The 20,469-nt window shown below is 52.6% G+C and carries 15 protein-coding genes and 1 other RNA gene; 11 read left to right on the top strand and 5 right to left on the bottom strand.

The window, feature by feature from the left end:
- Positions 1 to 99 precede the first annotated feature (99 nt).
- The 5 genes from ssrA (at position 100) to AACY08_RS24340 (ending at position 8,721) form a co-directional block, all read left to right on the top strand.
- Positions 100 to 496, top strand: a transfer-messenger RNA (tmRNA) gene (gene ssrA / locus AACY08_RS24360).
- A 173-nt stretch (positions 497 to 669) separates the two neighbouring features.
- Positions 670 to 1,875, top strand: coding sequence for a tyrosine-type recombinase/integrase (locus AACY08_RS24355; RefSeq protein WP_339471720.1), 1,206 nt, complete (start codon positions 670 to 672; stop codon positions 1,873 to 1,875).
- Positions 1,876 to 2,015: 140 nt separating this feature from the next.
- Complete coding sequence (locus AACY08_RS24350) at positions 2,016 to 6,911, top strand: DEAD/DEAH box helicase (protein ID WP_339471719.1); 4,896 nt, start codon at positions 2,016 to 2,018, stop codon at positions 6,909 to 6,911.
- Between the two features lie 482 nt (positions 6,912 to 7,393).
- Entirely contained in the window at positions 7,394 to 7,609 is a 216-nt protein-coding gene (locus AACY08_RS24345; protein WP_065897600.1) for a helix-turn-helix transcriptional regulator, read from the top strand.
- Positions 7,609 to 8,721 (top strand): AAA family ATPase, encoded by a 1,113-nt coding sequence (locus tag AACY08_RS24340; protein ID WP_339471718.1) that lies wholly within the window; start codon positions 7,609 to 7,611, stop codon positions 8,719 to 8,721. Before AACY08_RS24345 ends, AACY08_RS24340 begins: the two co-directional genes overlap by 1 nt.
- On the opposite strand, the gene AACY08_RS24335 is transcribed toward AACY08_RS24340, so the two are convergent.
- The 3 genes from AACY08_RS24335 to AACY08_RS24325 all read right to left on the bottom strand — a co-directional run bounded on the left by AACY08_RS24335 (position 8,681) and on the right by AACY08_RS24325 (position 11,659).
- A complete protein-coding gene (locus AACY08_RS24335; RefSeq protein ID WP_339471716.1) occupies positions 8,681 to 10,621 on the bottom strand; it encodes a PIN-like domain-containing protein in 1,941 nt (646 codons plus the stop codon). The genes AACY08_RS24340 and AACY08_RS24335 overlap by 41 nt on opposite strands.
- Before the next feature lie 234 nt (positions 10,622 to 10,855).
- On the bottom strand, positions 10,856 to 11,431 hold the full coding sequence (locus AACY08_RS24330; RefSeq protein WP_339471715.1) for a recombinase family protein: 576 nt from the start codon (positions 11,429 to 11,431) through the stop codon (positions 10,856 to 10,858).
- A 69-nt stretch (positions 11,432 to 11,500) separates the two neighbouring features.
- On the bottom strand, positions 11,501 to 11,659 hold the full coding sequence (locus AACY08_RS24325) for a hypothetical protein (RefSeq protein WP_339471713.1): 159 nt from the start codon (positions 11,657 to 11,659) through the stop codon (positions 11,501 to 11,503).
- Between AACY08_RS24325 and AACY08_RS24320 the strand changes: the two genes are divergently transcribed.
- Together AACY08_RS24320 and AACY08_RS24315 are read left to right on the top strand one after the other, a co-directional pair.
- Positions 11,658 to 12,626, top strand: a complete 969-nt coding sequence (locus AACY08_RS24320; protein WP_339471712.1) for an integrase — start codon at positions 11,658 to 11,660, stop codon at positions 12,624 to 12,626. The two genes, AACY08_RS24325 and AACY08_RS24320, sit on opposite strands and share 2 nt — an antisense overlap.
- A 542-nt stretch (positions 12,627 to 13,168) precedes the next feature.
- Positions 13,169 to 13,534, top strand: a complete 366-nt coding sequence (locus AACY08_RS24315; protein WP_339471711.1) for a hypothetical protein — start codon at positions 13,169 to 13,171, stop codon at positions 13,532 to 13,534.
- A gap of 379 nt (positions 13,535 to 13,913) precedes the next feature.
- Here AACY08_RS24315 and mobI read toward each other — a convergent pair whose 3' ends face one another.
- A complete protein-coding gene (mobI, locus tag AACY08_RS24310; protein WP_169839429.1) occupies positions 13,914 to 14,375 on the bottom strand; it encodes a conjugative transfer protein MobI(A/C) in 462 nt (153 codons plus the stop codon).
- A 343-nt stretch (positions 14,376 to 14,718) separates the two neighbouring features.
- Positions 14,719 to 15,966, bottom strand: coding sequence for a hypothetical protein (locus tag AACY08_RS24305; RefSeq protein ID WP_071174726.1), 1,248 nt, complete (start codon positions 15,964 to 15,966; stop codon positions 14,719 to 14,721).
- Between the two features lie 304 nt (positions 15,967 to 16,270).
- Here AACY08_RS24305 and AACY08_RS24300 point away from each other — a divergent pair, with 304 nt between their 5' ends.
- The 4 genes from AACY08_RS24300 to AACY08_RS24285 all read left to right on the top strand — a co-directional run bounded on the left by AACY08_RS24300 (position 16,271) and on the right by AACY08_RS24285 (position 20,071).
- A complete protein-coding gene (locus AACY08_RS24300) occupies positions 16,271 to 17,176 on the top strand; it encodes an HNH endonuclease signature motif containing protein (RefSeq protein ID WP_339471707.1) in 906 nt (301 codons plus the stop codon).
- A gap of 267 nt (positions 17,177 to 17,443) precedes the next feature.
- Complete coding sequence (locus AACY08_RS24295; RefSeq protein ID WP_339471706.1) at positions 17,444 to 18,253, top strand: hypothetical protein; 810 nt, start codon at positions 17,444 to 17,446, stop codon at positions 18,251 to 18,253.
- Positions 18,246 to 18,923, top strand: a complete 678-nt coding sequence (locus AACY08_RS24290; RefSeq protein ID WP_143128224.1) for a hypothetical protein — start codon at positions 18,246 to 18,248, stop codon at positions 18,921 to 18,923. The genes AACY08_RS24295 and AACY08_RS24290 overlap by 8 nt, the downstream gene beginning before the upstream one ends.
- Positions 18,924 to 19,279: 356 nt before the next feature.
- Positions 19,280 to 20,071: a potassium channel family protein gene (locus tag AACY08_RS24285; protein ID WP_339471705.1), complete on the top strand. Its 792-nt coding sequence runs from the start codon at positions 19,280 to 19,282 to the stop codon at positions 20,069 to 20,071.
- Positions 20,072 to 20,469: the final 398 nt, after the last annotated feature.

Here is a 20,469-nt window from a genome sequence, read left to right as displayed (position 1 = left end):
ACGGTCAGGGACGGCTAACCTTCGGGTTGGCCTTCCGTGACGGTTTGGCGTACACTGCACAGGCTTGTCACTCACTAAGAAACAACGAGTTACAAGCACGGGGCCGTTTAGGATTCGACGCCGGTCGCGAAACTTTAGGTGCATGCCGAGTTGGTAACAGAACTCGTAAATCCACTGTTGCAACTTCTTATAGTTGCCAATGACGAAAACTACGGCCAGGAATTCGCTCTCGCTGCGTAAGCAGCCTTAGCCCTGAGCTTCTGGTACCTTCGGGTCCAGCAATCACCAGGGGATGTCTGTAAACCCAAAGTGATTGTCATATAGAACAGAATCGCCGTGCAGTACGTTGTGGACGAAGCGGCTAAAACTTACACAACTCGCCCAAAGCACCCTGCCCTTCGGGTCGCTGAGGGTTAACTTAATAGAAACGGCTACGCATGTAGTACCGACAGCGGAGTACTGGCGGACGGGGGTTCAAATCCCCCCGGCTCCACCATTTAGTCTTCCCAGGAAGACCCAAAAAAGCCGTAAAGCCTAGAGAAATCAGAGCTTTACGGCTTTTTTCTTGCCCGCGCTTTCCCACCTGATCCCAGGGCATCCCACGGTTGACGGGGGCATATATGGGGGCATAAAACGCTCATCAGCTCGCTCGGAGAGGATGTGCCCCCAATGCCCCTGAAAGACACCAACTGCCGCAACGCCAAGCCCCAGGAAAAGCCGTACCGCCTGTATGACGAACAGGGCTTGTACCTAGAAGTACAGCCCAACGGAGGCCGTTACTGGCGCTTGAAGTACCGCTTTCTGGGAAAGGAAAAGCGCCTGGCGCTTGGTGTTTATCCTGAGGTCGGCCTGCAGGAGGCCCGGCGCAAGCGTTATGACGCTCGTGTTCAGCTCGCCGGCGGCCAAGACCCTTCGCTGCAACGGCGTATGGCCAAGGTGGTCAGCCAGCTCGATCACCAACACACCTTTGAATCGGTCGCAAAGCAATGGCTCACTATTCGCGAGTCAACCTGGGATCCGGAGTACACCCGGACTGTACGGCAGCGCCTTGAGCTCAATGCCTTCCCCTGGCTGGGAAAACTCCCGATTAGCAGCTTCAGCACGCCCATGCTGGTCGAAAACCTCCAGCGCATTATCAAGCGCGGCGCTCGCGAGACGGCGCGTCGTGTTGCCCAGATCTACAAACAGATTTTTGAGTTCGCCGAAGCTGCCGGCATCACCCCACCCAACCAGATCGGGAATCTCTCGCGCACTCTCCCAGCCAAGCGGGTGAAACACTTTGCTGCCGTGACCGACCCTGAAAAGCTCGGCGCTCTGCTTAAAGCACTGGATAGCTACAGCGGAACGATGCCTGTTTGTTGTGCGTTAAAACTGGCTCCGTTGCTGTTTTGCCGGCCCGGTGACCTGCGCCACATGGAGTGGTCGGAGGTCAATCTGGATGCGGGCGAGTGGTTGATTCCCGGCCACAAGATGAAAGGGCTCACTGCCACCAAACAGGATCGTCCGGACCATTTGGTTCCCCTGAGCCAGCAAGCAATCGCTGTTCTGCGCGAGCTGAAACCACTCACCGGCAGACATCGATACGCCTTCCCCTCGGCACGAGGAGGCGACCGGCCGATGTCCAACAATGCCGTACTCAGCGCATTACGCCGCATGGACATCAGCGGCGACGAAATGACTGGGCACGGCTTTCGTGCGACAGCGAGAACCATAGGTGCGGAGGTGCTGGGATTTCGCCCAGATCTCTTGGAGCATCAGCTTGCTCACACGGTAAAAAATCCGCTGGGACGTGCGTACGATCGAACCAGCTTCTTGCCAGAGCGGCGTGAAATGATGCAGATCTGGGCCGACTTTTTGGACTCGATAAAACGCTGAATGCAAGCGCCCCCATCAGCCAGCGAGCCCTCAAGCTAATACGAGCACTATCTTATCGCTCCAGTACTGGCTGAATTGCTAAACTGCGCCGATTTGGCGCCTGTAATGCGCCAGACGCAGTCCAAAAGGAATTCCTACCGATGTCAGCCTTATCAGCTTTGCTGAATACCTACCGCAGCGCTTCTGTCACCGAACGCGAAAAAGGTACTTACTTCGAAGAGCTGATTTGCACTTACCTCCGCAACGAAGCCACCTACCGCGACCTTTATGACAAAGTATGGACGTATGCGGAGTGGGCGAAGGAACAAAGCCTCAGTGGCAAGGATGCGGGCATTGATTTAGTGGCTCGCACCCAGGGCACCGGCGAGTACCACGCCATCCAGTGCAAGCTGTACGCCGAGGACTACAAAGTCCAGAAGAAGGACATAGACAGTTTCTTCACCGCCTCGGGCAAAGCGCCGTTCTCGCACCGCGTCATTGTTGCCACCACCAACAACTGGAGCGAGCACGCCGAGGACGCGTTGCAGGGCCAGCAGCCTCCAGTCAGTAAAATCGATCTGCAAGCCCTGGAAGACAGCCAGATAGACTGGGCCAAGTACCAGCCCAATCAGGCAGTCGCTCTCAAGGCCAAGAAGCAGCTGCGCGAGCACCAGCAAACCGCGTTGAATGCCGTGGCCGCTGGCCTCAAGGACGCCGAACGCGGCAAGCTGATCATGGCCTGCGGCACCGGCAAGACCTTCACTAGCCTGAAAATTGCCGAGCAGCAGGCCGGCAAGGGTAAGCGTGTACTGTTCCTGGTGCCCAGCCTGTCGCTGTTATCGCAGACCCTTACCGAATGGACGCAGGAAAGCGCCACTCCGCTCCACAGCTTTGCCGTCTGCTCCGACAGTGACGTAGGCAAGAAGCGAAAAGCAGAGGATGACGCGGTTCAGGTGTTCACCCATGAACTGCGATACCCGGCCACTACCAAGGCAGATCGCCTCGCGGCAGAAATGCTCAAGCGTCACGATTCCGAGCACATGAGCGTGGTGTTCTCCACCTATCACTCCATCGACGTAATCAGCCGCGCCCAGGCTGATCATGGCCTGGCCGCTTTCGATCTGGTGATCTGCGACGAAGCGCACCGCACCACGGGTGCCACCTTTGGCGACGATGACGAAAGCAACTTTGTGCGTGTTCATGATGCCGACTACATCCGCGCCACCAAACGTCTGTACATGACCGCCACGCCGCGCATCTACGGTGACAACGCCAAGCTCAAGGCCGAGTCCGGCGAAGTCACCCTATGCTCGATGGATGACGAAGCCCTCTACGGCAAAGAGCTGTTCGTCATCAACTTCTCCGAGGCCGTTCAGCGCGGCCTGCTCACCGATTACAAGGTGCTGGTACTCACCGTAGAGGAGAGCACCATCAGCCGCCGCCTTCAGGAGATGCTGAAGGACGAGAACAACCAACTCAAGGTAGACGACGCCGCCAAGATAGTCGGTTGCTGGAAGGCACTGGCCAAGCAGGGATTGGCCGAAAACTTGGTGGGTGATGATCAGCCCATGAGACGCGCTGTGGCTTTCTGCCAGGTCATCTCGCCCAACTACAAAGGCACCAAGCACAAGGTCAGCTCGATCAATATCGCCAGCATGTTCCAGTCGGTGGTGGAGGCTTATCAGGAGTCAGAAAACATCGATGAGTCCTCACGCATCATCTGCGAAGCCGCACACGTCGATGGCGGCATGAACGCAAGTGCTAAGGAAGCCAAGCTCAACTGGCTCAAGGAAGAACCGCCAGCCAACACCTGCCGCATCCTCAGCAACGTTCGCTGCCTGTCTGAAGGTGTGGACGTACCGGCGCTTGACGCCGTGCTCTTCCTAACCCCGCGTAACTCCCAGGTCGACGTGGTGCAATCCGTTGGCCGGGTAATGCGTAACGCACCGGGAAAGAAGCGCGGCTATGTGGTGCTGCCCGTGGTCATTCCGGCCGGCATGGAGCCCCACGAAGCGCTCAATGACAACCAGACCTACAAAGTGGTCTGGCAGGTACTGCAGGCACTGCGGTCGCACGACGACAGCTTCGACGCCATGGTCAACAAGCTCGACCTGATCGGCTCTGACCCGCGCAAGATGGAAGTCATCGCCATCACCGACAAGGCCGAGAAAAAGGCCAGGAAAACTAGCGGCACCAGCAACGGCCAGGTAGGCAAAGGCCAGTACGGCATTGGTGAAAAACGCGCTAAGTACGATGTCGAAGGCCAGATGACCCAGCAGGCCGAGCTGGCCTATGAGGTGGGGGAAATCGAGAAGGCCATCTACGCCAAGATCGTCGACAAGTGCGGCAACCGCCACCACTGGGAAGACTGGGCCAACGATATCGCCAAGATCGCCCGCACCCATATCGACCGTATCCAGGGCATTTTGGAGAACCCTGAATATACCCAGGAGAGAGCGACTTTCGAGGCCTTCGCCGCAGAGCTGCGCGATGATCTCAACGACAGCATCAGCGATGGCGAGATCGTCGAAATGCTTGCCCAGCATCTGGTAACAAAGCCAGTGTTCGATGCGTTGTTCGATGAATACAGCTTTGCCAGTCACAACCCCATGTCCAAGGCCATGCAAGGCGTACTGGACGCGCTTCACGAACATCACCTGGCCAAGGAAGCCGATACCCTCGAGAAGTTCTACGCTAGTGTGCGTCAGCGTGCTGCCGGCATCGACAACGCCCAGGGTAAGCAGAAGATCATCGTCGAGCTGTACGACAAGTTCTTCCGCAACGCCTTCCCCAAGATGACCGAGCGCTTGGGCATCGTTTACACCCCGGTCGAAGTGGTGGACTTCATCCTCCACAGCGTCAACCACCTGCTGCAACAGGAGTTCGGCCAAACCCTGGGCAGTAAGGGCGTCCACATCATCGACCCGTTCACTGGCACCGGTACCTTCATCACCCGCCTGATCCAGTCTGGCCTGATCAAGCCGGAAGAGTTGCCGCACAAATACCGGCACGAGATCCACGCTAACGAGCTGGTACTACTGGCCTACTACATTGCCGCCATCAATATCGAAGCGGCCTACCATGGCGAAGTAATCGACGAGTACGCCCCGTTTGAAGGCATCTGCCTGACCGATACCTTCCAGATGTATGAGAAGGACGATTTGGTAGACGCACTGCTGGAGGACAACAGCGCCCGGCGCAAGCGGCAGAAAGATTTGGATATACGGGTAATTGTGGGAAATCCGCCGTATTCGGTGGGCCAAGGTGATGCCAACGCCAATAACGCCAACGTCTCTTATCCAAGTCTGGATGAGCGTATTCGAACAACCTATGCCGCTCGCTCAGACGCGAACAACAAGAACGCGCTCTATGACAGTTACATTCGCTCCATTCGCTGGGCCAGTGATCGTATTGGCAATGCTGGCGTGATTGGCTTTGTCACCAACGCAGGTTTTGTTGAGGCCAACACAGCAGACGGCCTGCGCAAGTGCCTTGTAGATGAGTTCTCAAGCCTTTATGTGTTCCACCTTCGTGGCAATCAGCGTACCAGTGGCGAAACGTCACGTAAGGAAGGTGGCAAGATTTTTGGCAGTGGCAGCCGCGCCCCCATTGCTATTTCACTACTGGTCAAGAACCCCGAAGCGGAGGTTCACGGTCAGATCCATTTCCACGATATTGGCGACTATCTCAGTCGCGAAGAAAAGCTGAAAAAGATCGTCAGCTATGCCAGCGTAGCCGGTGTTCCAGGCTGGCAGCATGTAGTCCCGGACGAGCATGGTGATTGGTTGAAGCAACGCGATAACAGCTTTAGTCAGTTCATAGCTTTGGGCTCCAAGAACGATAAGAGCGAGCCAACGCTTTTTGATAACTACACCAGAGGGCTGGAAACCGGTCGAGATGCTTGGGTTTTCAACAGCTCAGAGAAAATGCTGAAAAGCAAAGTAGCTTCAATGATTGAGTTCTATAACGGCGAGGTCGATCGATTTATCGAGGCAACTCCTGGTATGGATGCTCAAGCCAAGGCTCAGGCCATTACCGACTTCATTAATACAGACGCATCCCAAATTAGTTGGACACGCGGGCTACGCAATGATTGTGCAAAGGGTAAGTACGCTCGCTTCAACGCAACAGGATTGATCACTTGTCTGTATCGCCCCTTCACAAAGCAGCATGGTTACTTTGATCGCATGCTCAATGCTTATGTGAATCAGCTACCTCGTATGTTTCCGGATGCTAATGCAGGGAACTTGCTCATCATGGTTAAGCAGCGGCCCTCCGAAAGTGGCCAAATTGCTTTAATGGTGGATTGCACGCCTGAACTACAGACAGACGGCGGTACACAATGCTTTCCTCTCTACCTCTACGACGAAGCAGCCAAAACCTCGAAAGATGACCTCTTTGCTGAGCCTGTTGCAGGTGGCTTGCGCCGCCGCGATGCCATCACCGACGCAGGTCTAGCTCACTTCCACACGGCCTACCCAGGTGAACAGGTTAGCAAGGAAGACCTTTTCTACTACGTATACGGCATCCTGCATTCCCCGGATTACCGCGAGCGCTTTGCCGATAACCTCGGCAAGGAATTGCCGCGCATTCCGGCTGTGAAGAAAGCTGCAGACTTCTGGGCCTTCAGCAAAGCAGGCCGCAACCTGGCCGACCTTCACCTTAACTACGAAACCGTCGAGCAGTACCCGTTGACCATTGAGGCCAAGGGCACGCTCACCGACGCCGATTACCGCGTGGAGAAGATGAAGTTCGCCAAGAAGGGCGACAAAACTACCGTCATCTACAACCACCGCATCACCCTCAAGGGCATCCCCGAGGCTGCCTGGGATTACGTGGTCAACGGGAAGGCCGCGCTGGACTGGGTGATGGAGCGCCAAGCGGTGCGTACCGACAAGGCCAGCGGCATCGTCAATGACGCCAACGACTGGGCCGTGGAAACCATGGGCAACCCCAAGTACCCACTCGAGGTGTTCCAGCGCGTGGTCACCGTCAGCTTGGAAACCCAGAAAATCGTCAAGGCGCTGCCCAAACTCGATATCGGCACAGATGACTAGTTGAGTCCGATAGAACGCTAAGCATTCAGTCAACTACTGCCTTGGTTGGGCCTCCGTTTCCCAACCAAGGCAGAGCATCTGCTGATTGCCAGCCCGGCACTCTCATGTTAAGTATTGTCCGTCCCAAGCGATCCCTATCGATCCGCAACGGTCCGCCACGTCGCTCTGGTAACGACGTTAAAAACTTTCGCCTCGTTCGCATCCGCTGAACGGGCCGCATCAGCTGCCATTGGCTGATTTGCGTATCTGGTCAGAACACTCGCAGTCCGTTCTGCCCCTAGAAGCCTTAGTGCCCCTAGACTCTCTGTAGCCCACAACGACCTCCGACGCTACCGACCATAAATCTCGGAAACGCGCATATACCTATGCGTGTGGCATCTGCCCCTGCTCGCTATATAGCCAGCCGATATCCGTCTTTTACCCTTTTTCGCAGTAGTGCCGGAGGACGCTGCCCCACGCTTCAGAACCTAGGACTCAAACCTATGGAAATGCACGTTAGCAACTCTGACGACGTCGGCGACGATGACAAAATTCTTCGTTTGCGCGATGTCGAGGCAATCGTCGGCCTAAAACGCTCAACGATCTATCGCAAAATATCGGAGGGCCTTTTCCCGCGCCAACGCCTTTTGTGCGGCTCCAGCGTCGGCTGGCGTAACAGTGAAATCCAGGCTTGGATTCGACAAAGGGAGGCGCTGTAATGCAGCGCCAAACACCTCAACAACCGGGCTGGATGGTAGAACTCACAGCAGCGGTCGATATTCCAGCGGAAAAAATCCAGTGGATTTGGCCAGGCTGGCTGCCAAGGGCAAAGTTATCCATTCTTGCCGGCGCAGGTGGATGCGGCAAAACCACGTTGGCAATCTCGCTGGCAGCCAGGCTTAGTAAAGGAGATTCCTGGCCAGATGGTAGCAAATGTGAGGCCGCAGGCAACGTCGTAATCTGGAGTGGCGAGGATGGTATAGCTGACACGATAATTCCTCGCCTTACGGCTGCAGATGCAGACCTAAACCGCGTGCACATTATCGAAGGGCTCAGGGATCAGAGTGGGAATAGGCGACAATTTGATCCTGCAGCCAACTTTGCCCTTTTGAACGAGGCAGCCGCACGGATTGACGGCGTTTCATTGCTGATTTTCGACCCACTGATCAACCTCATTCGGGGGGACATGCACCGAGCAAACGAAGTTCGACAGGGGCTACAAATGGTAGTGGATTTTGCAGAGCGGCATTGTTGCGCTGTCCTCGGCATATCTCACCTGAGCAAAGGTACGTCTCAGTCCTCCGCAGCTAATCGTGTAATCGGCAGCCAGGCATTCTCCGCGCTCGCTCGCACTGTACTGGTGGCAGAGAAGGATCAATATTCAGAAGCCAGGGTGCTTGTCCGAGCCAAGTCCAACGTTTCGATTGATAGCGGAGGGATCGAGTATTTCGTTGAGCCCATCGTTATAGACGAGCAGTTGGAGACAACCTGCATTCGATGGGGAGAGGCCATCGAAGGAAGCGCTGAAGCCATTCTGGCTGCTATCGAGCAAACGAACAGCCCAATACCAGCATCAGCCATTCAAGAAGCGTGCAGCTTTCTGAAGGAGACGTTACAGGCTGGGCCTGTTGCAATCACTGCGTTGAAGTCTCTAGCTGAAGAGTCTTGCATTTCGTGGGCATCAGTTCGTAGAGCTCGGAAAAAGCTCGGTATACGGTCACATAAAACAGGTATGCAGGGCGGATGGGCATTGGGACTGCCCACGTCTCCCAGGCAACATCTAAAGCAACTCAGTCCGCCTCAGCTCCGTCCAGCACGACACCAGGGTTGAGCCAGCGATTTTCAGGTACGTAGAAACGAGCATCAGCTTTAACTTGCGGATCCAGCTCCAAGCTCAGAGCCCAGTCGGGAATCGACAGGCTGATGGCGATATCTTCGAGAATGTCTTTGGCTCGATAAGAGAGTCGATATCGAACAAACAATTCGTCGCCCGCAGGCAGCGCATCGACCAAAATTTCATGTCCGTCTAGGGTAATCGAACTCAGTATCCGCTTCTCTTCGGTATCATCCGGTTGTCCTACTGGCTCTGTTCGAACAACGACCAGACACTGCCGCTCATCCCCTGGCGTGAAGAATAGGTTGGCACCGGCTGCTTCAAGCTTGGAGCGAATAAAGCCTCGCACATCCTCATAATCTTCTTTGGCGACAAGGGCTAACGGCTTCGCAAACGCTCCCGCCTTGGGCGTTTGACGCAACTCACCTTGACCGTTGAAGTAGATTTCATAAACGATGCCTGCCAGCACGTACTTCGAAGCAGGCTCCGGAAACGCCCTCAATCGCGAATCGAGGTTGAGTATGAAGTCCATGGCTTTTTGCGCATTGCCACAAGCGGCTTGGTAAATATTACGCCCCAAGACGAACCAGGAGGTAGGCGGAAAGTGTTCCTGCAGGATCGTTCTGAGCTTAAGAATCGCGGGGTTCTGGATATACCAGTTATGTGACTGCAGCGAACTGATTATATCGTTGAGCGCATCAGGGCCGCTCGAATGGTAGTCAGCATCACGATATCCCTGAATATGGATGGCCTGTGCTATCGCTTCACCAGGATCTATGTTCGCCGGTGCTACAGGCTCGGCAGGAAGAACGGGCTCAACCGGATCAGCCTCTGCCGGCACCTCCTGGACTACCTCAGGCTCTACAGCTTGCACCTCCACCGCCGCCTGTGGCTCAACAGCAGCGGCTTCGACTCCCGCGGCTCCGGATTCAGTAGCTACACCATCGCTCGCCACCAGCTCGATCTGGATAGCAGCAGCGAGTTGAGCAACCACCGTAGGATCGGTCTTCGACAGGCCCTGAACCAATGCGGACAAGGTACAGATTGAAACGTGCTCGTGCCCCACCACCTGTTTGAATTCAGAAACCAGACGCGGATCGATAATTTTTAAGGCCGGGTTATTGTTCGGAACTGGCTTCAGCGTACCACGCACGGTATCGAGTCGCTTCGCAGGTGCGTACACCCAGTCCGACTTCTCATCGTTGGTCAAAAATAGCACATGGGTGAAATCGTCTTTTCGGATCTCACTGTAGCGAATAATCTCCAACCAGATGATCAAATCGCCCAAGCGATTCTCAGGCTTGGCCTCATCCCTGAAGCCAGGTGGCAAACGGTGTTCGATGCGCGAAGGACCCGCTTTGGCAGCCCGGTCGCAGAGTTGAGCGACCGGCGAATCCAGAACGACTGGCCCTAGAAACTCTTCGATCTCTGCATGGATCTTGTCGGGGTCAAACTGATGACGAAAAGCCCGCGTGTACTGCTTCAGACCATCGATTGCTTCTCGAAACCCTGTGAGATATTGAGCCCGAGTGCCGGCGAAACCCGAAGCCGCGAGAACGGCTTCATCGACAAACAGCGAAGCGGTATCGAGCATCGCCTCAAGCTGGTTTCTCGGTTGATCGTCCTTACTTCTCGGGGTATAGGTGTGAAGCTGGTTTTCTCTTACGCGCGCCAGATATTCCCCTGCGCACCAGGCTGGGAGGAAGAGCCGTCCCTCGCCGATCGCCTTAGCAGTCCAGTCAAAAAATTCCTGCCGAGCTGCGGCATGGAGCTTGAACAAGTAGGAAATGATGTTGGTGTCGATGAAGATGAGCGTGCTTTGCGCTTTCGCCAGAGTCGCAAGGTCTGCGAGGAAATCATCTTTGGTTTGCTTCAGAAGGTTCAGACCGAGCATCATCACATAATCCTTGGCATTGGGGTGGGCAGAGGATAACCGCACTCAATGGAGCGTAGCCATCAAAGCTGCATTCGACTCTCCAGCGGGTCGGCCAATGACCATCAAGTGATGCTGCTAAACCTCACATGGAGAGCCCACTTATCCAGTTACCGCTACGACTAGTACGCCAGATATAACCTTCGCTCGCCTGCTCGACCACCCTTTGAGCAATTAAGCGGAAGATATCAACATCAATTAAATAGCTGCAGATGATTTCGACGGTCCAACATAGCGGTAAAGTGTTGTCCGGGAAACGCTATACCGTTGGGCAATATCCATTACCCGAATTTCAGGATCTTTGAGAAGCGCCCGTATTTCACGCACCTGACGGTCATCCAACGCAGGCTTGCGTCCCCCCTTCCGTCCACGAGCACGAGCCGCAGCCAGTCCAGCACGAGTTCTCTCTCGAATCAGGTTGCGCTCGAACTCGGCCAGTGCAGCAAACACATGAAAAATCAACCTGCCGGCAGCGTTGGTGGTCTCGATATGCTCGTTGATTGACTCGAATCCTACTCCCCCCTGCTCCAAGCGACTGACGATACCGACCAGATCAGGCAGCGAGCGGCCGAGGCGATCCAGTCGCCACACGACGAGGATGTCACCGTTGCGTAGAGCTTTGAGACAATGCATTAGCTCCGGCCTATCCGCTGACTTGCCGCTCATGGTCTCTTCGTAAACCAAGGAGCACCCAGCCAGAGCAAGTGCATCTCGCTGCAGATTGAGATTCTGATCATCAGTTGACACTCGGGCATATCCAATCCGCTTTCCCATACGTTTTTCTCACACTGATTTCGGTACGGGAAAAGTGACAGGAAAACGGGAAATCCCAAGTCCAAAAGATCATTTGGGATAGGTGTGCCATAAATGACCGTTTACCGGACGGATGCGCTCGTCAATTTCAGGCGCTGAAAGCGACCAAAAACGAACCCCAGAATATTTTTCCTCGCTCAACATTTCCTTCAGCAGCTCAGCACCTGAGCTGAATGGAGGAATGACCATGAAGCAGAGTTTCCACGCACATTTTGATCAGGACTTGACCGAGGTCGGTTCGGCAATTCTCAGAGAGGCAGTCCGGCGCGGGCTTCTCAGTCAGCACGAGGCCATGATCCACGACCAGCAATGGGCGCAGTTTAGTGTTTATGCCAACGAGTCTCATGAGGTAGACATCCTGGAATTCGTCAATAAAAAATTGGTGAGGGAGTACGGGGAAGAGCTCTACACCCAGGCATACCAAGGAAATCTCCCGCTGCAAAACGTGTCTGGCCTGCTTGAGACTGTATATTCAGTGATGGGCTTCGCAACTAATGGGCGCTGGAAAGGCGCAGCGGCTAACGTCGGTAGCCGTCTTGGCTTTCCAAGCCATGCACGGATTACCGTACCGCGCAGTCTTGACCGTACTAACTTTGAAGCCGCGATGGTGGATATTCAGGCTCTCTACTCAGAGCAGCTAGCAACATTAATCAGGTCAGTTCGATACCTCGGCATGTCATTGCTTGAGGCTTTTTTCTTCGACGCAGAAGATGCTCACAAGAACGCCGAAGAAGAAAACATCTTTTATGTGTTCAGCAAAGATAAACATGAGCATCGGATCATTAATATCTCTGCCCCTGAGCAAATTGTAATTTTGGAGAAGGCCGCGGCATTTCAAAAACGTCAGGGCAGCAGTCAGGCGACGCCAGCAGCTTGGTGTACATGGAAATTAAAGAACCTACCTGCAGCTCAAGAGCTTTTACTTTCTCACGGACTAAACATTGATGATTGTCGCGCGGCATATGCCTGCGAGCTCTACCGGCGATTGTCTGGTCACCACGCCCCGATTCTTGGGGGAAAAGCTCCCTACGATGAGGATCTGGAGGCTCGGAATCACGTCGCCTACGAGCTCGGGAATATGCGTATCTGGGAAACTGATGCGTACGTTGGTGTCCGAGCCAACCTGAGAAAGGAAACCGCCGGTACCAGTCGCTAAGCCATCACACAGCAGATTTGGGATTAGATCAGACGCCCTTAACCTTGGCAGACCTCGAAACAAAGGAGTCAGGGTATGGATCGTTTTGAATTGCTTGTATACGCCGTGCTTGCCGTCATCAGTGCGCTGACTATCGCAGGTGTAATTGGCTATATGGTCGCAGCGCACCTGGACAAGAAACACGGCGACGATTGAGCCTTCAGCGGCACGACCAGATACCTGCAACAGACTGTCCGCTGCCCTTTGGCAGCGGGCGCTTACCCAATCCATCGGCAAGGCACCCTACTGCTGCGATAAGCACTATTTCCCCAAGCCTATGAGGTCACGGGACGACTTCGTATTGGCTGGCAGTTTCCGCGCCATAGAGAAAGTGAGCGGAGCGCCGAAGTGTTTAGTTCAGCAACATGCACACTCGCCATGTGGCGAGCTAGCTTGCCCAGCACGCTAAAACTCGCGCGCCGACTCGCGGGCAACATCTCATCTTGGGTTTTCCGAAAGCTACCGGAGAGTGTCTAGCGACCTCATCTATCCGGAGCACCACCATGGAATTTCGTCACCTCGGTAACGGGCAGTACTTCCCACCTATTGCACCAAACGGTCGGGTTTACGCTGTACCTCTTGGGCAGGAAACCCAGGTAGAAATTTTCTGCCTGACCCCAGTAGGCATAATGGGCGCGGGCATCCAATTGCACTGGTCAGAAATCGTTGGTTGTTACTACGACGACGAATCATGGGAGATCATCCCGCGCAACTACTCGGGACGAGGGATGCGCTTCCGCAGAGGCCTATCCTGCATCATGGTGATCGCAGGCAACGAGGCTCTCACGACCCACATCCAAGGCTACCCCATCCCCATCTGCGTAATGAACCGCATTGCATTCGAACAGCAGCGAGGCAACGAGGGGTAGCGCATTACCGTCACCACCCGCTGCGCGACACAGGTACCAGCTGGAACGGCACCTACCAATGTTTATTTTATGAAAGTGAAGCCTTTCACTACTAATACAAAACAAAGCTGGCCGGCTGACTTGGTCGTAAGCGTCACTGCTAATAGCAAATACGGCCTCCGCCCCCGCCTGCATGGGCCTGCTGGCTGACAACGAGTAGATTTAGCGCCCTACACTGCTTATAGCCCAAACCCGTCGCCTTCCCCGATCAAGCGCAGCAATATATCTCGCCGTAGTTCACTGCTGATACGAGAAAGCCCCGCCAGACCAAGCTGCACGGGGCTTTCGGGATTTACAATCGGGTCAAATCTGTTCGGCACTGCTTATAGGTACTCAGCCGCTACCCTGCCGAATAGAGGTCGCCATGATTAAGCGCTTGGTATCTAGACAGCTTCTTCTCATAAGCGACCAACGTCCGACGTAGCTGACGATTCTCGCTCGCAACGCGGCGAATCTCTGCAAGCCGCCCCTCAACTTGCAGAACGAGGTTACGGTATGGGTATTCAACAAACTCAAACGAGGAAGCCGGGTATTTATGTTTGCCATTCCCCTTGGCAATAGTCAGGGGCGCGAATTTGTTTTGTTGCCCTTGCAGTGGCACCAGCTTGCACCAGTAGATCGAGTAAGCATTCGGGCTCACCTGCTTGATTGATACGCCGGCCACAACAGATTTGACCCCAGTCTTTTTGTACAGCTTCATGGACGCATCCACATAGCTTGCTACCAAGCATCTCGCGTCCGTAAGCAGCTGCTCGTACTGCTGATCCAGCAGGGTGACTATCGTCTGTGCGTCTTTACTCATGGCCAAGGCTCTCTTCGCTGTAAGAGCCAAAATGGTGACCGATCGCTGAGCCCCCGGAATTCGATTTCAGACCGTTCTACCGTCGGAAATCTACGGAAAGTGGGCGGACTGGCTCAGGGTGTGACCCAGCTTCGCATCAGATGACCGAAGGATGACGACATGTCAGTCGCAGAAAAACATAACGTGCAAAGGATGCACGATAGATGACGACGGCAGCCTTGACCCTGTGCGAAACAAGGTCGACATGTTAAAAGCAGATGACAGCGAGCGGGCGTGTATCCCTGCCAAGCTGCAACTGGCCAATTTCTGCCAGTTACGAAAGGCAGAAATCGGCCAGGAGCAGTCACTCAGCGTCAATTAAATCAACGGTGATCTGTTCTGCAGCAACCATCTCAAACAGAAACTGATCAGCGCTCCTACCGGTTTCCAAGTGTGGCGCTGAAAGCTCAATTAGAAGTGACTTGCTGTGAGTTGAAAAGAACTCACTGGCGATATCGTCCAAGTCGCCGCCAGCAGCTTGAACATGCAAGTCGATGAGAGATCGACGAATCGACAGCAAGATAATTGGCCCCCTACCATCGCGAGAGTGGGTCTCCAGTACCCACGTCCCTTTCTCCGGGCTGTTGAGCTTCTCGCACAGCGCTATCAGGTAGTCACTGGCCTCTTGTCGGACGTCCTCATAGAACCATAAGCCAATACCGACAGAGAGGTCTGGTATCCCGTCAGTGAACGGCCCAATGTACTCGTAAACTTTTCCGGTGAGGGTGCCGGCCCACAAAATGAGTTGAGCGTCATGACATTTGAAGCCGTCATTGGTGAGCGTCAATCCGCAAAAAGTCGGCGAGATGAAGTCTCCACCACTGCCCCCACGAGGAACTCGAAGTTTTTCAAGGTGTGCCCCTTGAAACTCCGCTCTAAGGCAGCTATCCGCAGCTTTACCCAACCCTGCCAGCCCTCGCGTAAGTCGTTGATAGGCAGGGTAGGCAGTAATATCCGCTAGATCGATACGTGTTCCATTCATATCGTTGTCTCCAAGGAATTTTTTGAGTTGGTTAGTGAGGTAATTCAATGCACTGGTCGACGAGATATGGTCTGTGAAAGTTCGTAAGTACTTTTCAACAGCACGCCAGTACAGCGTCTGATGTGTCCAGTCTGACGGAGGCAAAGTGGAGTGTGTAATCAGGACAAGGCCGCCACACACCTCCTTGCGACTTCTACGGTATGACTGGTACATGGACAGTTGATCGACTCGCCCAAGTTCATCCTGGTATTGGGTAAATCCAGCTGCGATTTTGCTCTCGATGATCAGGAAAAAATTTGAGCATCGTCCAATCAGGTCTGGGCGTTTGCCCTCAGCCCGGTGGTCGCCTGGACCAATGACGTGTTGAGTTTCCCAGATAATTGAATTGAGTTTACTCAATTCTCCAAGTTGGGCCGGTGCCAGCTTGAAGAGGTCAGTCAGCACCTCTGAGATTCGACCAGCAAGCGTCACTTGACGTAGCCACTCGGCAAAAAGCTCGGTGAGAAAATCCTCAAGGGGTGTCCGAAATTCGTTCTGTCGGAACGCGAACAAACGTTCGAAAAAACTCATACCTTTCCTTGGTCGTTGGGGCCGGGCGTAGATTTTGGCATAGTCAGATGATCATGAACTGGCTAAATGCCGTTACGGCCTTTGGAAACCCTTTCCAAGACCCGAATTCATGTCTTCGTATCTGTGGTAGACGTTATAGCTCCTACCGGCTCTGAAGGGAGCTGAGGTGGCAGGGGCCTTGCTGGTCGACCAGGGAGCTTTCTCGGCTGGGGAGCACCGCACCCGGTAGTCGATCTTGAGCAACTGACTGATTTGCTATAATTTCTCGATAAAAAAATTAACTCTGATCTCTGTGAGTAAGAGCATGGATAGCATCTACACAACGAAACGCCCCACCATTGCGGCAGAGGTTGCCAGAGCAATTAAAGTTGAGAGTGGTCATTGCTGCGCAATTAATCAGTGTACTGAGCACACTTACCTGGAAATTCACCATATTGATCACAACCGTGAGAATAACGATCCAAGCAACCTAATCGTTCTCTGCGACAAACATCATAAAATGGCGCACGCTGAGATCATTGATCGAAAAGCGTTGAGGCTTTACAAACAACTGCTTGCAGCTTCAATCTTGAACCCTGTGCCAAAGCATCTAGTAGATAATGCTCCGGGCCTCAAGATTGTTGACTTGTATGAAGTTGAAAGCTGTAGCGGCGAAAACGAGGAATACATCACCTCTTTAGAGCTGAAGCTGGTCAATCGCGGTACGCAAGTCACTTTTATAAAAGAAGTTAGGGTAACCACGCTCAAGCACTGGGAAACGTTGACTAATCACCACCATAGTCTTGTACCTATCTCGGCTACGTACGACCTAAAGATATACAAAGAGGAAGGGTCAGTTTCGCGCATAAAGGTTCACCACGAAGTGAAGCCTCAGGAGACGGAGCGAGTAACATTCCGCCTGGAGACTGACTATGACTCAGATCCTAATGGGCTGTCTCTTTTCTTGATCAAGCTTGAGGTTCTCCACGACGAGACCAATAGCGTCGTGATCGCGCCACTCATCGTAGTGAACATCCATCCTCGCTTTGCAAGCGCAGGGTCTTTCTTTCCAGGCTACCAGCTCGGAACTATCCCTCAAAACAAGGCTGTTGCTTCAGAAGTGCTGTGTCTCGCGGACAATGGCACCCTTGTCAGCCAAGACGTGATCACTGCTCTTGAATCTTGGAAAAATGCCCCTGAGGAAAGCGAGTATTTTGCTGGCGCAAGTTGAGGTCTCACTGACGGCAGAAGTCGGCCATTTGCGGACGGTCAACAAAGGCTACCTCCGGTCATTGCAAAGCGGCAAAATTTATCCAAAAGCAGAGCGATAGGCTTTTCAGTAGTGTGGGAATGATAATAATTAAAAGTGATTGTATGTTTGCGGTATTGCGCAGCTAACGAGTTTCGATTGTAGTTGCCAAACAGGTGCTACCCAATGATATTTGGCGCAAGCCTGTTAAATAATTGACACCAGCAATCTCAAGCTTCGGAGAATAAAATGAAACGTGCTAATTTTTTAAGTCGGCTGCCTAATGGAAAGCTAAAGATATTTGTTGAAGGGCCTTCCGACAGGCAGATAGTGGCAAATATTTTAATCGCCATGGGCCTAGAGGTCGATGCAGGCTTTGACATAATTCAATGTGATGGCAAGCACCAGGTTAGGAAAATGGTCAAAAATTTGACTGATAATGACAACGCCATTGCTTTGATTGATGCGGACTCATCTTCAGTGGCTGATTCCGTCCAGTTCGCTCGTGAATATCTAGGACATCCTCGGATTCCTGTATTTTGTGCAGTTCCTACAATCGAAGCTTGGTTATTTGCAGACAAACAACTTGCCTTGGATTTTGCAGTTGATGATGATTCAGCTATCGCAGCAATCAGGAGAATAGTCACGCCTGAATCTATGGTTGAGCCTTGGCGCCTCGCTAAAAAGGCATTTCGCAGAAATTATTATCGAGGAGATTTTTCTTTTTTACGTCGTATGGATATTGGGCGCGCTGTGGCATCAAGCGCTTCACTTTTAAGTTTTGTAAGGGGTATAGAAACGGCGCTGGGACGTACTCACGCTTATTCAGAGGCTGTCATTTCCGAGAGCTTGAATAGGCAAGTTTTCGCCAATTTATTACGCGAACTACCCCATGATAAAATAAGCTGGAGAACTTTAGAAGGAGACTATTCTGCCGGTCAGTTGGGGGACAAAATACTTCAGGGAGATGAAATAGGGTTGCGATATGTTTCAGATCTTCTGCGTCTCTCCCGAGATATTTTGGCGGCTCAAGCGTTAGAGGATGACAAAGATGCTTAAAGCATTTGTACCCGCATATGATATAGCCACTTATGAAAATGCTAGACTTGCCAGGCACTTGTTCCCCTATAGTTCAAATCTAATTGTTGGCGAAGACGCCACCCAGCAGGCGTTGTTTGATATTTTTAAACTGATTCACACTAAGTCTGTGCTATTGATGGGTCATGGAGGTGTAAATAGAGTTTATGGGCAAAATGATGAGCTTGCGATAGGTCTCGATGACGTTATGCTCAATAAAGAAGGTTTGCTCAGATTGAATGTGTTTGCGTGGGCGTGCAAGACTTCAAATGGAATAGGTACTGCCTTCCAACAGTCTGCGAACCTTCACTCACTATCAGGAAGCTGGTGGGGCTACAATGCCGCTATAACCGCCCCCAACCCTAAGGAGCTATCCGCTTTTCGAGAAATATTTACTCTTATAATAAATAGATTTCCTTCTGCATATAATGAGTCCACAGTTTCTAACTTTGGTTCGGAACTTAAAGAGTTGTGCGAGTCTCACCGATTGAGACTAATATCTTCCATGGCTCAGGGACGCACATACCGAGATTCGCATGAGGCGGCGGTAGCATTTCGGGAAATTTGGAGTTGTTTGGTGGTGCGGTTTCCAGATTTCACGTATCGACATCTAGAGGGGGAAATGCTGTCGCCAACTATTGCCGATATTTAGGCGAGAAGCAGACCCGATGCCGAAGGTCTGTTGTTGGCCGACTGCTGCCTGTCACGAAAGGCAGTAAACGATCCACTACAGCCTGTCGCGACAGGCTGCTTTCGACCCAAAGCGGCCATTCGAGATAGCTCGCTTTCGGCCAAGAGCGGAATGCTCTCCTCTAGGTTTAAGCAGGCGGCATGGAATACTAACCCCAAAGTGCTGAAGGTAAGACAGAAGGGATGACTTGCGTGTATTTGGGCTTTGGAGTGCCGGGTGCGATCACGGATGATGTGGCAGGTGACCAGACCGTGGGCAAACTCAAAGTCGGCTAGTCAGCGTTCTAGCAAAACAGGTAACCATAAAGAAAGAGAAATATGAATAGCACAAAAGAATCACTCGCAAAAACGATAGCCAAATCTGCACTACAGACAGCTATAGCCTTTCCAATTATTTTTGGAATGTTTCATTTTTTCATATTAAGCATCTGGCTTTACTGGGACATCGCTCCAGAAATCCCTTTGGTCCTTTCAAGCCTGATTCTTCTCTTGTGTTACTGGAGAATGGAGAGCTTCGTTCCTTACCCGCTGCATAACAGAAACAGCAAAAGCACATCCGGAATTCAAAAGTTTATCGAGCTACCATTTTGGTACGTGGTTATGGTTGGCCTTTATGTCTACTTGGATCACATATTTAATTTCAGGAACAGGCTGGAAGCACAAGACATGTATAAGCCATTGCTTTGGGGGTATGGTGCTTTTTTTGCTCTGTGCATTATTGGCCCAATGCTAAGCCACTCAGCAATTACGATAATTAAGGGTCTCGTAAAAAGCGCAAAGGAAATTAAAAACCTTATAGCGAGAGTGCTGTCTGTGTTTTATGCATACATGGCCGTCGCTATTGTTTTTTCTGCTCTGTATAGGCTGCTCGAGCACAATAATCCAAAAAGCTTCAGTGCTTCTTTCGGTTCATGGTTTGATGCTATCTATTTCAGTTTTGTCACAATCACGACCGTAGGGTATGGAGATATATATCCAGTAACAGTGCCGGCTAGAATCATGGTTGTCCTGGAGGTTTTAATTGGACTACTATTATTGGTAATCATGCTGGCAACCGCAATTTCAATTTCATTCCATGAGTCGGTTATCACCTCGCCAAAAGATGAATAACCAAACTATAGCTAACTCATAATACTCTGCAAATAACTTCTCGTCAGTCATTTGCAAAGCTATATAAAAAGCTCATCATCGGCTATTGAGTTACGCTTTCTTCTATGAAACCCCTTAGCTCGGTCCTGGCCGGAATCTGCCAATTGTGTCTGGCTGCTTTCGACCGATTCTGTTGAAAAAGTAGGCCACGGTTTCCACGGCAGAAAAGTACGCGTCTGAGCTTGAAATCTTCGCTTTGAGCAGAGGGTTCCGGGTTTAGATTTCGCGTAGATGCGCATTCCACGCCATCCGGCCACCCAGTCCACCAACATCCGGCCACCCTTTCCACGCTCATCCGGCCAGGCAGTCGGAGCGCAGCGACGCAGGTTTGCATTGTTAGTCTGAAGTCCCTGTCGTCG

Origin of the sequence: Pseudomonas sp. EL_65y_Pfl1_R83 (assembly GCF_963970695.1) — a bacterium.
In the GTDB taxonomy this organism is placed as follows: domain Bacteria; phylum Pseudomonadota; class Gammaproteobacteria; order Pseudomonadales; family Pseudomonadaceae; genus Aquipseudomonas; species Aquipseudomonas tritici.
Note: the sequence above shows the minus strand (reverse complement) of the source record. Positions and strands in the feature narration are given on the sequence as shown.

Bases quoted from the DNA above. Each gene is read 5' to 3' on its own strand.
- AACY08_RS24350 (WP_339471719.1), top strand. From the start codon at position 2,016: ATGTCAGCCTTATCAGCTTTGCTGAATACCTACCGCAGCGCTTCTGTC.
- AACY08_RS24295 (WP_339471706.1), top strand. From the start codon at position 17,444: ATGAAACGTGCTAATTTTTTAAGTCGGCTGCCTAATGGAAAGCTAAAG.
- AACY08_RS24320 (WP_339471712.1), top strand. From the start codon at position 11,658: ATGAAGCAGAGTTTCCACGCACATTTTGATCAGGACTTGACCGAGGTC.
- AACY08_RS24315 (WP_339471711.1), top strand. From the start codon at position 13,169: ATGGAATTTCGTCACCTCGGTAACGGGCAGTACTTCCCACCTATTGCA.
- AACY08_RS24355 (WP_339471720.1), top strand. From the start codon at position 670: ATGCCCCTGAAAGACACCAACTGCCGCAACGCCAAGCCCCAGGAAAAG.
- mobI (WP_169839429.1), bottom strand. From the start codon at position 14,375: ATGAGTAAAGACGCACAGACGATAGTCACCCTGCTGGATCAGCAGTAC.
- AACY08_RS24330 (WP_339471715.1), bottom strand. From the start codon at position 11,431: ATGGGAAAGCGGATTGGATATGCCCGAGTGTCAACTGATGATCAGAAT.
- AACY08_RS24335 (WP_339471716.1), bottom strand. From the start codon at position 10,621: ATGATGCTCGGTCTGAACCTTCTGAAGCAAACCAAAGATGATTTCCTC.
- AACY08_RS24290 (WP_143128224.1), top strand. From the start codon at position 18,246: ATGCTTAAAGCATTTGTACCCGCATATGATATAGCCACTTATGAAAAT.
- AACY08_RS24340 (WP_339471718.1), top strand. From the start codon at position 7,609: ATGCAGCGCCAAACACCTCAACAACCGGGCTGGATGGTAGAACTCACA.
- AACY08_RS24305 (WP_071174726.1), bottom strand. From the start codon at position 15,966: ATGAGTTTTTTCGAACGTTTGTTCGCGTTCCGACAGAACGAATTTCGG.
- AACY08_RS24300 (WP_339471707.1), top strand. From the start codon at position 16,271: ATGGATAGCATCTACACAACGAAACGCCCCACCATTGCGGCAGAGGTT.
- AACY08_RS24285 (WP_339471705.1), top strand. From the start codon at position 19,280: ATGAATAGCACAAAAGAATCACTCGCAAAAACGATAGCCAAATCTGCA.
- AACY08_RS24345 (WP_065897600.1), top strand. From the start codon at position 7,394: ATGGAAATGCACGTTAGCAACTCTGACGACGTCGGCGACGATGACAAA.
- AACY08_RS24325 (WP_339471713.1), bottom strand. From the start codon at position 11,659: ATGGTCATTCCTCCATTCAGCTCAGGTGCTGAGCTGCTGAAGGAAATG.